The sequence below is a fragment of the Aquincola sp. J276 genome, from assembly GCF_024700035.1.
GTDB lineage: Bacteria > Pseudomonadota > Gammaproteobacteria > Burkholderiales > Burkholderiaceae_C > Aquincola > Aquincola tertiaricarbonis.
In genome coordinates this window covers 3,598,396-3,610,827 of record NZ_JAJONC010000001.1, presented here as the reverse complement: position 1 = coordinate 3,610,827, position 12,432 = coordinate 3,598,396, and the positions used below count along the sequence as shown (strand labels likewise).

General features: G+C 70.7%; 15 protein-coding genes. 7 read left to right on the top strand and 8 right to left on the bottom strand.

The features are described from left to right. Positions 1 to 2 precede the first annotated feature (2 nt). The 4 genes from LRS14_RS16805 to LRS14_RS16790 are packed head-to-tail and all read left to right on the top strand — an operon-like array spanning position 3 to position 2,593. Positions 3 to 938, top strand: a complete 936-nt coding sequence (locus LRS14_RS16805) for an A24 family peptidase (RefSeq protein ID WP_257800242.1) — start codon at positions 3 to 5, stop codon at positions 936 to 938. A gap of 7 nt (positions 939 to 945) precedes the next feature. Next, positions 946 to 1,560, top strand: a complete 615-nt coding sequence (gene coaE, locus LRS14_RS16800) for a dephospho-CoA kinase (RefSeq protein WP_046111136.1) — start codon at positions 946 to 948, stop codon at positions 1,558 to 1,560. A 27-nt stretch (positions 1,561 to 1,587) separates the two neighbouring features. After that, the gene (gene zapD, locus LRS14_RS16795) at positions 1,588 to 2,343 is read left to right on the top strand and encodes a cell division protein ZapD (RefSeq protein WP_257800241.1); all 756 of its coding nucleotides are present in this window, start codon (positions 1,588 to 1,590) and stop codon (positions 2,341 to 2,343) included. Between the two features lie 22 nt (positions 2,344 to 2,365). Then, entirely contained in the window at positions 2,366 to 2,593 is a 228-nt protein-coding gene (locus LRS14_RS16790; RefSeq protein WP_257800240.1) for a DNA gyrase inhibitor YacG, read from the top strand. Positions 2,594 to 2,621: 28 nt separating this feature from the next. On the opposite strand, the gene rpoN is transcribed toward LRS14_RS16790, so the two are convergent. Further along, a complete protein-coding gene (gene rpoN / locus LRS14_RS16785) occupies positions 2,622 to 4,055 on the bottom strand; it encodes an RNA polymerase factor sigma-54 (protein ID WP_046111133.1) in 1,434 nt (477 codons plus the stop codon). A 251-nt stretch (positions 4,056 to 4,306) separates the two neighbouring features. Between rpoN and LRS14_RS16780 the strand changes: the two genes are divergently transcribed. Beyond that, positions 4,307 to 5,422 carry a DNA topoisomerase IB gene (locus LRS14_RS16780; RefSeq protein WP_257800239.1) on the top strand — a complete coding sequence of 372 codons (1,116 nt, stop codon included), beginning with the start codon at positions 4,307 to 4,309 and terminating at the stop codon, positions 5,420 to 5,422. Here the strand turns inward: LRS14_RS16780 and LRS14_RS16775 are convergent. Further along, positions 5,352 to 5,783, bottom strand: a complete 432-nt coding sequence (locus LRS14_RS16775) for a PRC-barrel domain-containing protein (protein WP_046111131.1) — start codon at positions 5,781 to 5,783, stop codon at positions 5,352 to 5,354. The two genes, LRS14_RS16780 and LRS14_RS16775, sit on opposite strands and share 71 nt — an antisense overlap. 125 nt (positions 5,784 to 5,908) lie before the next feature. Between LRS14_RS16775 and LRS14_RS16770 the strand changes: the two genes are divergently transcribed. Beyond that, positions 5,909 to 7,276 (top strand): sigma-54 dependent transcriptional regulator, encoded by a 1,368-nt coding sequence (locus LRS14_RS16770; protein ID WP_046111130.1) that lies wholly within the window; start codon positions 5,909 to 5,911, stop codon positions 7,274 to 7,276. Here the strand turns inward: LRS14_RS16770 and LRS14_RS16765 are convergent. Further along, positions 7,254 to 8,174, bottom strand: coding sequence for a LysR family transcriptional regulator (locus tag LRS14_RS16765; RefSeq protein ID WP_046111129.1), 921 nt, complete (start codon positions 8,172 to 8,174; stop codon positions 7,254 to 7,256). The genes LRS14_RS16770 and LRS14_RS16765 overlap by 23 nt on opposite strands. Positions 8,175 to 8,268: 94 nt before the next feature. On the opposite strand from LRS14_RS16765, the gene LRS14_RS16760 reads away from it, so the two are divergent. Further along, positions 8,269 to 9,297, top strand: coding sequence for a bile acid:sodium symporter family protein (locus LRS14_RS16760; RefSeq protein WP_257800238.1), 1,029 nt, complete (start codon positions 8,269 to 8,271; stop codon positions 9,295 to 9,297). Positions 9,298 to 9,306: 9 nt separating this feature from the next. Here the strand turns inward: LRS14_RS16760 and LRS14_RS16755 are convergent, their stop codons facing one another. The 5 genes from LRS14_RS16755 to LRS14_RS16735 form a co-directional block, all read right to left on the bottom strand. Beyond that, positions 9,307 to 9,456 carry a hypothetical protein gene (locus LRS14_RS16755; protein WP_157039401.1) on the bottom strand — a complete coding sequence of 50 codons (150 nt, stop codon included), beginning with the start codon at positions 9,454 to 9,456 and terminating at the stop codon, positions 9,307 to 9,309. Between the two features lie 62 nt (positions 9,457 to 9,518). Continuing rightward, entirely contained in the window at positions 9,519 to 9,860 is a 342-nt protein-coding gene (locus LRS14_RS16750; RefSeq protein WP_257800237.1) for a hypothetical protein, read from the bottom strand. Positions 9,861 to 9,896: 36 nt separating this feature from the next. Beyond that, positions 9,897 to 11,141, bottom strand: a complete 1,245-nt coding sequence (locus LRS14_RS16745; protein ID WP_046111127.1) for an ROK family transcriptional regulator — start codon at positions 11,139 to 11,141, stop codon at positions 9,897 to 9,899. Next, the gene (locus LRS14_RS16740; protein WP_046111126.1) at positions 11,141 to 11,596 is read right to left on the bottom strand and encodes an RbsD/FucU family protein; all 456 of its coding nucleotides are present in this window, start codon (positions 11,594 to 11,596) and stop codon (positions 11,141 to 11,143) included. The genes LRS14_RS16745 and LRS14_RS16740 overlap by 1 nt, the downstream gene beginning before the upstream one ends. Positions 11,597 to 11,612: 16 nt before the next feature. Next, entirely contained in the window at positions 11,613 to 12,419 is an 807-nt protein-coding gene (locus LRS14_RS16735) for an ATP-binding cassette domain-containing protein (protein WP_232315238.1), read from the bottom strand. Positions 12,420 to 12,432: the final 13 nt, after the last annotated feature.

Genomic DNA, 12,432 nt, shown 5'->3' with positions numbered 1-12,432 from the left:
AAGTGCCGGCCGACCTACCGCTCGACCTGCTGCTGTCGCCCGGGGTCCTGGCCCTGGTGGGCCTGTGCATCGGCAGCTTCCTCAACGTGGTGATCCACCGCCTGCCGCTGATGATCGAGCGGCAGTGGTGGGGCGACGTGTCGCACCAGCTGGGCGATGGCGACTCCTGGCGGCGCGTGTTCGCGGCCAAGGGCGAGATGCCCGGCGCCCAGCAGCAGACCGCCCGCCAGCTGAGCACCGCGCTGGAAGCCCTGCCGCACCTGGGCATCGCCGCGCCGCGCTCCCGCTGCCCTTCCTGCGGCCATGCGATCCGCTGGCACGAGAACCTGCCGCTGCTGGGCTGGCTGCGGCTCAAGGGCCGCTGCTCAGCCTGCGGCAGCCGCATCTCGGCGCGCTATCCGCTGATCGAGCTGGCCACGGCGGTGCTGTTCGGGGCCATCGGCTGGCGCTTCGGTGCGCAGCCGGTGACCGTGCTGTGGTGTGCGGTGGCCGCGGTGCTGGTGGCGCTGGCCGCCATCGACTGGGACACCACGGTGCTGCCCGACGCCCTGAACTTCCCGCTGCTGTGGGGCGGCCTGGTGGCCGCGGCGCTCGGCTGGACGCTGCCGCTGTCCACGGCGCTGTGGGGCGCGGTGGCGGGCTACCTGTCGCTGTGGTCGGTGTACTGGCTGTTCAAGCTGACCACCGGCAAGGAAGGCATGGGCTATGGCGACTTCAAGCTGCTGGCCGCGCTGGGGGCGTGGCTGGGCTGGCAGGCCATCGTGCCCATCCTGCTGATGTCGTCGGTGATCGGCGCGGTGGTGGGCATCGGCATGAAGCTGCGCTCGTCGCTGCGCGAAGGCCGCTATGTGCCCTTCGGCCCCTTCCTGGCGGGCGCCGGGCTGGTGGTGATGCTGGCCGGCACGTCCACGGTGCTGGGCTGGATCGGCTGGGCCTGACGCGACGATGGACCGCGGCCTGCACATCGGCCTGACCGGCGGCATCGGCAGCGGCAAGAGCACCGTGGCCGCACGGCTGGTGGCCCGCGGCGCGGTGCTGGTGGACACCGATGCGATCTCGCGCGCCCTCACCGCCAGCGGCGGCGCGGCGCTGCCGGCCATCGCCGCGGCCTTCGGCGATGCGGCCATCGCCGCCGATGGCGCACTGGACCGCGACCACATGCGCCAGCGGGTGTTCGCCGACCCCGCGGCGCGCCACCGGCTGGAAGCCATCCTGCATCCGATGATCGGCGCCGAGACGCAGCGCCAGGCCGCGCTGGCCGCGGGCCGCACCATCGTCTTCGACGTGCCGCTGCTGACCGAGTCGGCCCACTGGCGCGCGCGGGTGCACAAGGTGCTGGTGGTGGACTGCAGCGAGGCCACCCAGGTGGCCCGCGTGATGCGCCGCTCGGGCTGGACGCAGGCCACGGTGGAGCGTGTGATCGGCCAGCAGGCCACGCGCCAGGCACGCCGGGCCATCGCCGATGCGGTGCTGTTCAACGAGGGGCTGACCTTGGAACAGCTCGATACCCAGGTACAGCGCCTGTGGCAGTACTGGAGCGTGGACCCTGTGAAACAATAAGCAGAGCCATCCTTACGGGCCTGCATCTTGGTTCTCTACGAATACCCGTTCAACGAAGGCATCCGCACGATGCTGCGGCTGGAGCATCTGTTCAACAGGCTCGGCCAACTGGTGGCGCGTGACGCAACCGTGGACCACCACTTCGCGCTGGCCACCCTGTTCGAGATCATCGACGTCGCCTCGCGCGCCGATCTCAAGTCCGACCTGCTGAAGGAGCTGGACCGCCACCGCGCGCAGCTCGAAGCCTACCGGGGCAACCCGGCCATCTCCGAAGCTGCGCTCAACGTCGTCACCTCGCGGCTGGACCATGCGTTCAACGGCCTGAATGAGATGGACGGCAAGGCCGGCCACCAGCTCAATGGCAACGAGTGGCTGATGAGCATCCGCAGCCGCATCGGCATCCCGGGTGGCACCTGCGAATTCGACCTGCCTGCCTACCACGCCTGGCAGCAGCACGGGCCGGAGCGTCGGCGTGCCGACCTGATGGGCTGGATCGGCAGCATGAGGCCGCTGGCCGACGCGCTGCATGTGCTGCTGGGCCTGCTGCGCGACAGCGGCGTGCCGCACAAGGTGGTGGCCACCGGCGGCCAGTTCCAGCGCAGCCTGCCGCAGGGCAAGACCTACCACCTGCTGCGCGTGAAGCTGCCCGACGATCCCGAACTGGTGCCGGAGATCACCGGCCATCGGCTGATGGTGTCGGTGAGGCTGATGCGCAGCGATGCGGAAGGCCGCGTGCGGCCGGTGACCGAGGACTGCAGCTTCGAGCTGACCCTCTGCGCCTGAATTCCCAAGCTGCCTGACGACGATGACACGCACCGTGAAGTGCCCGGGCTGTGGAGGCCCCAGCCTGTATGCGCCGGAGAACCGCTGGCGCCCCTTCTGCAGCGAGCGCTGCCGCACCGCCGACCTGGGCGCCTGGGCCGAGGATCGCTACCGGTTGCCGGCGGAATCGCAGGAGGCCGACGGCCTGCCGGGTGACACGCCCGCGCCCTCAGCCCCCGACGACAGCGGGCGCCCGCGCGGCGACTTCTGACCCGCCGGCCCGCCCGGGCCGGCTGCCATCACACCCGTGCTTCGGCGGCGGCCGAGGCGGTGGCACCCACCGGCGGACGCTGGCGGCGCATTTCCACCGCGGGCAGCTTGAGCTGCTGACGGTACTTGGTGACGGTGCGCCGGGCCACATGGAAGCCCTGGCGCTTGAGCATGGCGGCCAGTTGCACGTCCGACAGCGGCTCGCCCGGCGCCTCTTCCTCGATCAGCTCGCGGATCACGCCGCGGATGGCGGTGGTGGAGGCCTGGCCGCCGCTGTGCGTGGGCAAGGAGCGCGAGAAGAAGTACTTCAGCTCGAACACGCCCGATGGCGTGGCCATGTACTTGTTGTTGGTCACGCGGCAGACGGTGGACTCGTGCAGGCCCACCTCCTGCGCGATGTCGCGCAGCGCCAGCGGCTTCATCGCCATGGGGCCGTACTCGAAGAAGTGGTGCTGGTGGCGCACGATGGCATTGGCCACGTCCAGGATGGTGGCAAAGCGCTGCTCCACGTTGCGCAGCGTCCAGCGGGCTTCGCGCAGGTGAGCGGCCAGGTCGGTCTGTCCGGTGTCGCGGTGGCGCTGGAACAGGTCGGCATACAGCCGGTTCAGGCGCACGCGGGGCACCACCTCGGGGTTCAGCGTGGTGATCCAGTTCGAGCCACGTCCGCGGCGCACGATGACGTCGGGCGTGACATAGGGCGTGCGCGCCGAATCGAAGCGCGAGCCCGGACGCGGGTTGAACTGCCGGATGCGCTCGCACACGGCTTCCACCTCGGCGGGCGTGGCATCCACCAGGGCGGCCAGCTTGTGAAACTCGCGCATGGCCAGGCGCTGCAGCGGCTGCGCCAGCACCTTGCGGGCCAGCGCGCGCTGCTTCTCGTCCTCGATCAGCACCGTCTGCAGGTGCAGGCATTCGGCCAGGTCGCGGGCGCCGATGCCCAGCGGGTCCAGGCCCTGCACACGGCACAGGGCCACGCGCACTTCGTCCAGGCCGGTGGGCGGGTCCAGCTCGGCCAGCGTGCACAGCTCCTCCAGCGGCTGGCGCAGGTAGCCGTCGTCGTCCAGCGACTCGATCACCATCGCGCCCAGTGCGCGGTCGCGCTCGGTCAGCGGCATTACGTTGAGCTGGGTATGCAGGTGCTGGCGCAGCGAGATGCTCTGCGGCAGCAGGTCGATCAGCGATACGTCGCCGTCGGACGCCGGACCGTGGCCACCGCCGGCCGACATCGTCCAGGCCTGGGCCTCCCAGGGCGCTGCGGACACATCGGCGCCATCGTCCAGGTCGGTGCTGCCCGCGGTGTCGTCGCCCTCTTCCTCCAGGAAGGGGTTGCCGTCGAGGGCTTGCTGCACCTCCTGGGCGAAATCCATCGACGACAACTGGAGCAGGCGCACCGCATGCTGGAGGCGGGGCGTGACGGTCTGGGTCTGGCGGCGCTCGATGCGCATGTGCAGTGCGGCGGTCATGCAATCTCCTGGGGCCGGGGTAGGCGTTGCAAACAGTGTCGCGGCCGCTCTTCGCCTCGCGCCTAGGCGGATGCGGGCGCTTCATGTAGGCATGCTCCGACAGTGATTTCCAGTACCCGGACGGCCCCCTCGGCATGCCGCGGCCTACCCGCCACAGGCAGGCGCTTGCCGCAAAAAATTCTGCGCCGCCGCCCCGCGCAGCCGCGGTGCCCGCGCCTCCCCGGGCACGCCGGCTGCGAAGGTGCCGAACCATGCCCACCACACCCCCCGACGCCCTGCCGCCCGCCCTGGTCTATGTGAGCGACGAGATGCCGGGTTGGCGCCGCGTCAAGCGCGGGCGCAGCTTCGGTTATGTCGACGAGCAGGGGCAGCCGGTGAAGGACGAATCCGCGCTGGCCCGCATCCGCTCGCTGGCCATTCCGCCGGCCTACACCGACGTGTGGATCTGCCCGCGCGCCACCGGCCACCTGCAGGCCACCGGCCGCGACGCACGCGGGCGCAAGCAGTACCGCTACCACGCGCTGTGGCATGAGCACCAGGGCCAGTCGAAGTTCGAGCGGCTGCAGCAGTTCGGCCGCGTGCTGCCGGCCATCCGCCGGCGGGTGCAGCGGGACCTGGACCAGCCCGGCCTGCCCCGCACCAAGGTGCTGGCGGCGCTGGTGCGGCTGCTGGACACGACCTACCTGCGCATCGGCAATGACGAGTACGCCAAGCAGAACGGCTCCTTCGGCCTGACCACGCTGCGGCGCAAGCATGCGGCGGTGCGCGGCAGCGTGCTCAAGCTGTCCTTCCGCGGCAAGAGCGGCGTGGAGCAGGAGGTGGCGGTGGAGGACGCCCGGCTGGCGCGCATCGTGCGCCGCTGCCAGGAGCTGCCGGGCCAGGCGCTGTTCCATTACCTGGACGACGACGGCCAGGTGCACGGCATCGATTCCGCCGACGTCAACGAATACCTGCGTGCAGTGGCCGGCGACGACTTCAGCGCCAAGGACTTCCGCACCTGGCATGCCAGCGCGCTGGCGCTGGAGCGGCTGCTGCCCTGCGAGCTGCCGCATACCAAGCGCGAGCTGACGGTGCTCACCCGGCAGGTGATCGGCGAGGTGGCGCAACACCTGGGCCACACCATCGCGGTGTGCCGCAAGTCGTATGTGCACCATGCGGTGCTGCGCAGCTTCGAGCGCGGCTGCCTGGAGCAGCTGTGCCGCGTGAAGGAGCGCGGCGCACGCGGCCTGCTGGCGCGTGAACGCAGCCTGCTGGCGCTGATGGCCGCGGAGCAGGCGGCCGAACGCAAGGCAGGCGCTACTTCTCCCAGTACACGGGCGTCTGGTAGTAGTCGTGCACGTCCCGGTGCCAGGCCTCGCCCCCATTGAGCTGCGTGGGCCAGTGGGTGGACTCGAAGCCCGGCGCATTGTCGAAGTGGGACTTCTGCACATCCAGCACGAAGGCGCGGCGCTCGCTGTCCAGCCGCAGCGCCCGCCACGGGATGGCGAACAGCTTCTCGCCGATGCCCAGGAAGCCACCGCTGGACATCACCGCATAGGCCACGGTGCCATGCGCCAGGTCGATCATGAGTTCCTCGACGTCGCCCAGCGTCTCGCCGGCGAGGTTGACGATGTTGAAGCCCGTGAGGGTGGAGGCGCTCATCAGCGCGGCACCGGGCCCCGTGGCTTCGGTGAGCGACTGAACGCTGTCGATGCGGGTGGCGGTGTCGTCGGCAGGCAGGGTGGCCATGATCAGTCTCCTGGCGAGGGCAAAGCCCGATGGTGGAGCCAGAAGGCAACGCCTGTGCCTGACTGCAGCCGCGCCGACCCATAATCAGCCTTTTGCAGCGCGGCCAGGTCGCGCGTCGGGTAGTTATGGGACATGCTTTGATCGTCGAGGACGACCCGGACGTCGCCGAGACCATGGCGGCTCTGATCGCCGCCGAAGGGTTCACGGCCGTGACGGCACGTACGTTGAAGGACGCGCGCAGGCAACTGGCCACGCGGGCGCCCGATCTCGTCCTGCTCGATCTGCAGCTGCCGGACGGCCAGGGGCTGGACCTGCTGAAGGACACCGACCAGCTGGCCAACACCGAGGTGGTGCTGGTCACCGGCCACGCGAGCATCGAGACCTCCATCCAGGCACTGCGGCTGGGCGTGGCCGACTACCTGGTCAAGCCCTTCAACATCAAGCAGCTGCAGGGCATCCTGTCGCGCCTGATGCAGCCCTCCACGCTGAAGGCCGAGCTGGAGGATCTGCGCGCCGAGCTGGACCGCACCGGCCGCTTCGGCCACATGGTGGGCCGCTCCGCGCCGATGCGCCAGGTGTACGAGCAGATCGCGAGGGTGGCCGGCTCGGCCGTCACCGTGCTCATCACGGGTGAGAGCGGCAGCGGCAAGGAAGTGGCGGCGCGCACCATCCACGACCTCAGCCGCCGGCGCCACCAGCCCTTCCTGGCGGTGAACTGCGGCGCCATCTCGCCGCACCTGATCGAAAGCGAGATCTTCGGCCACGAGAAGGGCAGCTTCACCGGCGCCGACCGCCAGCACCTGGGCTTCTTCGAACGGGCGCACGGCGGCACGCTGTTCCTGGATGAAGTGACCGAGATGCCGCCGGAGCTGCAGGTCAAGCTGCTGCGCGTGCTGGAGACCGGCAGCTTCATGCGCGTGGGCAGCACCACGCCGGTGGAAACCGACGTGCGCGTGATCGCCGCCACCAACCGCGTGCCCACCGAGGCAGTGGCCAGCGGCAAGCTGCGCGAAGACCTGATGTACCGGCTGGACGTGTTCCCGATCCGCATGCCTTCGCTGCACGAGCGGCCGGACGACATCCCGATGCTGGCCGAGCACTTCCTGCAGGACATCGGCCGCCGCGAAGGCGTGAACAAGCGCTTCCTGCCCACCGCCATCGCGGCGCTGTGCCGCCACCGCTGGCAGGGCAACGTGCGCGACCTGCGCAACGCGGTGCAGCGCATCTACCTGATGGCCGACGGCCGCGACATCGACGACGAATGGCTGCAGCCCGGCCTGGGCGCCGGCACCAAGGCCCGCCCGCCGACGGTGACGGTGGACGACCCCGACACGCTGACGGTGCGCATCGGCCAGCCGCTGGCCGAGATCGAGCGGGCGGTGATCCTGGCCACGCTCAAGCGCTTCGACCACCACAAGGAACGCACCGCCGCGGCCCTGGGCGTGAGCCTGAAGACGCTCTACAACCGCCTCAAGGAATACGCGGAGAAGTAGCCGCCGGGCGCGTGGCCGACGCCAGTTCGGCCACCAGCGCCCAGATGTGCTGGGCCACCGGCGACAGCGAGCGGTTGCGCCGCCGCACCAGCACGATGCGCCGGCGCAGCGGGGGCTTCAGTGCCACCGCGCGCAGCGCCTGGCCATCCGGCAGCGGCAGCGACAGCGCCGGCAGGATGGACAGGCCCAGCCCCTCGGCCACCATGCGGAAGGCGGTGGTGGCATTGCCCACGTCCTGCACCACGCGGGCGCGCGGGCCGTGCCGGCGCAAGGCCTCGTCGATCAACGGCCGGCTGCCCGAGGTGTGGTCCAGCAGCACCAGCGGCTGGTCGGCCAGCGCGGCCAGCGACACGCTGCTGCGCCGGGCGAAGGCATGGCCCGCCGGGCACACCAGCACGAAGGCCTCCTCGAACACCGGCTGCTGCTCCAGGTCGTCCATGCGGTCGCCGCCCACCACCACCGCGAAATCCACCGCGCCGGCGCGCACGCTTTCCAGTGCCAGGCGCTGGGCCTGGTCGGTCAGCAGCACCTGGATGTCCGGGTGGCGCTGCTGGGCAGCCGACAGGCAGCGCGGCATCAAGCCGGCCGAGACCGTGGGCGCGCTGGCCACCCGCACCACCCCGCGCGCCTGGGCGCCCAGCGCCTGGGTGCGGGCCAGCAGCTCCTGCAGCTCGCCCAGCACGCGGCGCAGCGGGCCCACCAGCGTCTGGCCGGCGGGGGTGAGCAGCACCTCCCGCGTGGTGCGGTCCAGCAGCTTCAGGCCGAGCTCCGATTCCAGCGCCCGCATGCTCTGGCTGACCGCCGGCTGCGACAGGCCGATGGCCGCGCCGGCGCGGGCAAAGCCGCCCTCGTCGGCGATGGCCAGCAGCACCTGCAGCTGACGGAGGCTGACATTCATAAGCGCAGCGAATCAACCAATCCCATCAATCCATTTTACAAACGAGGCTGCGGCCCGTGTAATCACGGCCCTGCCCTTGCCCATCGAGCCTGCCATGCGACGACCTGCCTTCCTGCCCGACAACTTCGTGCTGCTGCTGCTGGCCGTGCTGGGCGTGGCCACGGTGCTGCCGGTGCACGGGGTGGGTGCCCAGGGCGTGAAGTGGCTCACCAATGCCTGCGTGGCGGGCCTGTTCTTCCTGCACGGGGCCAAGCTGTCGCGGGAGGCGGTGGTGGCGGGCCTGCTGCACTGGCGGCTGCACCTGACGGTGATCAGCGCCACCTTCATCCTGTTTCCGATCCTCGGCCTGGCGCTGCGGCCCCTCTTCGAGCCGCTGATCGGCCCCACGCTGTACCTGGGCGTGCTGTTCGTGTGCGCGCTGCCTTCCACGGTGCAGTCGTCCATCGCCTTCACCTCCATCGGCAAGGGCAACGTGCCGGCGGCCATGTGCAGCGCCAGCACCTCCAACATCGCCGGCATCGCGCTCACGCCGCTGCTGATCGCGGCCATGGCCTCCACCAGCTCGGCCAGCAGCGGCGCGGCGGGGGTGATGAGCTGGCAGTCGGCGGCCGGCATCGTGGGCCTGCTGCTGCTGCCCTTCGTGGCCGGGCAGATCGCGCAGCGCTGGATCGGCGCCTGGGTGGCGCGCCACCGCGGCATGCTGAAGTGGTTCGACCAGGGCTCCATCCTGCTGGTGGTGTATTCGGCCTTCAGCGAGGCCACGGTGCAGGGCCTCTACCAACAGGTCAGCCTGGGCACCCTGGGCATCCTGCTGGGCATCAGCGCGCTGCTGCTGTTCGTGGTGATGGGGCTGCTGGTGCTGTTCAGCCGGCGCATGGGCTTCAGCCGCGAGGACGAAGTGGCCATCGTGTTCTGCGGCTCCAAGAAGACGCTGGCCAGCGGCGTGCCGATGGCACAGATCCTGTTCGCCGGGCAGGCCGTGGGCCTGATCGTGCTGCCCATCATGGTGTTCCACCAGCTGCAGCTGATGGTGTGCGCCTCCATTGCCCAGCGCTATGCGCGGCGGGCGGCGCAGGAGCAGGCCGCACCCGCGGTGGCCGTGGCCCCCGCGGCGCGGCGCTGAACGCACCGCCTACTGGAGCGTCTCGTCCGGCCGCGGCTGGTGCGGCAGGTCGGGCTCGCGCACCGGCGGCGTGGTGCTGGGCGGGTCGCCGTCGGGGGTTACCGGCAGCACGTCGGGCGGGGGCGGCGGAGGTGGCTGGGGCACGCTGTGCAGGTTCATCGGCATCTCCTTTTCAAGAGCGACCGATGCGGCACGTGGCGTGCCCGGCGCACGCCCCGGTGTCAGCGCTTGCCGGTCTTCTTGGCCGCGGCGGCGCGAGCGCTGTCGGTGAACAGCTTGGCGGCGCGGCCCTTCAGCTCCAGCAGCTCGCTGGCGGTGACCGAGTACTTGCGGCCGGCGGCGTCCACTTCCACGCGGAACTCCACCTCGTGGCCGTTGTTGGACAGCATGCCGCTGGTGAAGTCGTAGTCGGGGTCCTCGGCGGGCAGGCCGCGCTGGGCCACGTCGTAGTCGATGTACGTCACCTCGCGGATCTCGCCGCTGGCCAGGTCGAGCATGCCGGTGGACTCGATCACCTCCTCGAGGAGTTCGTCGAAGATCTTGATCGGTACTTGCAGGTCCACGGGCGTCCTTGTTTACGAAGTCGAAGGGCAGGCATTCTAGAGAGGCCGCTCGAGCTTGAGGAACAAGTCCCGGTCGGGCGCGAAGTTGGCATGCAGCGGCAGCAGCGCGCCGCCCAGTGCCCGGGCATCGGGGCCGATGGTGCCGGGCATCAGCAGCGGCCGGCGCACGCCTTCCCAGCTGAGGTCGGCGCAGGCGGCTTCCACCGCCTCCAGCAGCGCGGCCAGCAGCTCGCGGCTGAACTGTCCATCCACGATCACCCCTTCCAGGTCGAGCAGGCAGGCTGCGTCATGCAGGGCCAGGGCAATCGCCGGGCCGGCCTCGGCCAGCCAGGCGTCGGTGCAGGCGCGCCAGGGCGGCTGCAGCGCGCGGGCGTCGGTGGTGGCGCCCAGGTCCAGGCCCGCGGCGGCGTACAGCGTTTCCAGCGTGAACAGCGAGGCGATGCTCAGCAGCTGCGGCGGATGCGCCTCGCCGCGCCGGCCGCGGCCCATGGCCAGCGAGCCCACCGCGCCGGCATTGCCGCTGAGGCCACCGCGCAGGTGGCTGTCCAGCACCAGGCCGCCGCCGATGAAGGTATCGACGAACACGTACAGGAAGCTGCGCACGCTGCGGCCGCGGCCGGCCACCAGCTCGGCCACGCAGGCCGCGGCGGTGTCCTTGACGAAGGTGACCGGCAGGCCGCTCATGCCGGCCACGCGGTCGGGCAGGTCGATGCGGTCCCAGGCGCGCGCACGTTCGCTGTCCACGCCCAGCAGCGTCTGCCACCCGCCCAGCGACAGCGGCGCGGCGATGCCGATGCCCTGCAGCCGCTCGCGCCGGCCGGGGCCCAGCCATTCGCGCATGCCCTGCAGGTGCTGGTCGATGGCGGCGCACACCGCCTCCGGCTCGGGATAGTCGTAGCTGACCGACGAGCGCTGGCAGGCCGCACCGGTGAAGTCCACCAGCAGAACGTCCAGGCTGCGCCGGCCCACCTTCACGCCGATGGCATAGGCGCCATCGGGCGCCAGCGCCAGCGGCACCGAGGGCTGGCCCACCTTGCCGCGCAGCGGCGTGCCCTTGACCAGCAGGCCATCGTCCAGCAGCCGCTTGGTGATCTGCGAGACCGTCTGCGCGGTGAGCTGCGTCAGCCGCGCGATTTCCGCCGCCGGCAGCGCGCCGTTCAGGCGGATGGCCTGCAGCACCACCCGTTCGTTGTACTGCCGCAGGCCACCCTGGCTGGAGCCGCGCGGGCGCAGCCGCCCGGCTTCGGGCGGGTGGGAGGCGGCGGGTGCGGCGGATGGCATCAGGGCTCCAGCGGCTGGGCGATCACGCCCTTCTTGAACAGGAAGTTGGCATACGGCTGCAGCTCGCCGGTCTGCACGATGGCGAAGGCCTGGCGGGCCCGATCGTAGAAGGCGAAGCGCTCGGTGGCCTGGCACTGCGCCGGCCGGGCGTCGCCGCGGTCGGCCAGCGCCTGCACCACGCGGCGCTGCAGCGCCGAAAGATAGCCCGGCGCGCTGCCGCCCACCTGCATGCAGGCCACTGGCTGGGCCACCGCCTCGTCCAGCGGCAGCACCGAGAGCACTGCCTCGCAGGCTTCTTCCATCGACACGCCCGGCCAGTGCAGCACCGGCCGCCGCGTGGCCAGCGTGTGGGCGGTGAAGTTGGCGTCGGCCAGCACGATCTCGTCGCCGTGGCCCATTTCGGCCAGCACCTTCAGCAGCTCGGGCGTGAGCAGCGGATGGATGTGCTTGAGCATCTGGGGCCGCCCCGCTTCAGGCCAGGCACTCGGCCGGGATGTCCTGCGGCTGCATGGCGCCGGTCATCACCGCCACGGTGTCGCTCATGGTGATCTTCTTCGGGTCGAGCACCGCGGCACGGCGGCCCAGGCGGGCCACGTGGATGCGGTCGGCCACCTCGAACACATGCGGCATGTTGTGCGAGATGAGCACCACCGACAGGCCCTTGTCGCGCACCCGGCGGATCAGCTCCAGCACCATGTTGCCCTCCTTCACGCCAAGGGCGGCGGTGGGCTCGTCCATGATGACCACATGCCGCGCGAAGGCTGCGGCGCGGCCCACGGCCACGCACTGCCGCTGGCCGCCGGACAGCGTCTCCACTGCCTGCGTCATCGAGCGGATGCCGACCTTCAGGTCGTTCATGCGGGCGATGCTCTCTTCCAGCATGCGCTTCTTGTCCAGCATGCGGAACACGCTGCCCAGCACGCCAGGCCGGCGCACCTCGCGGCCGAGGAACAGGTTCTCGGCGATGGACATGGCGGGCGCGACCGCCAGGTCCTGGTACACCGTCTCGATGCCGGCGCGGCGGGCGTCGATGGGGCTCTTGAAGTGGATGGGCTGGCCGTCGAGCTGGATCTCGCCGGCATCGGGCACGGTGGCGCCCGACAGCGCCTTGATCAGCGACGACTTGCCCGCGCCGTTGTCGCCGATCACCGCCAGGATCTCGCCGGCGCGCAGCTCGAAGTCGGCGCCGTCCAGGGCGGTCACCTGGCCATAGCGCTTCACCAGGCCGGTGGCCTTCATCACGATTGGCGGCCGGGCCGCGAGGTTGTGCATGCTCATAAAGGTTCCTTCC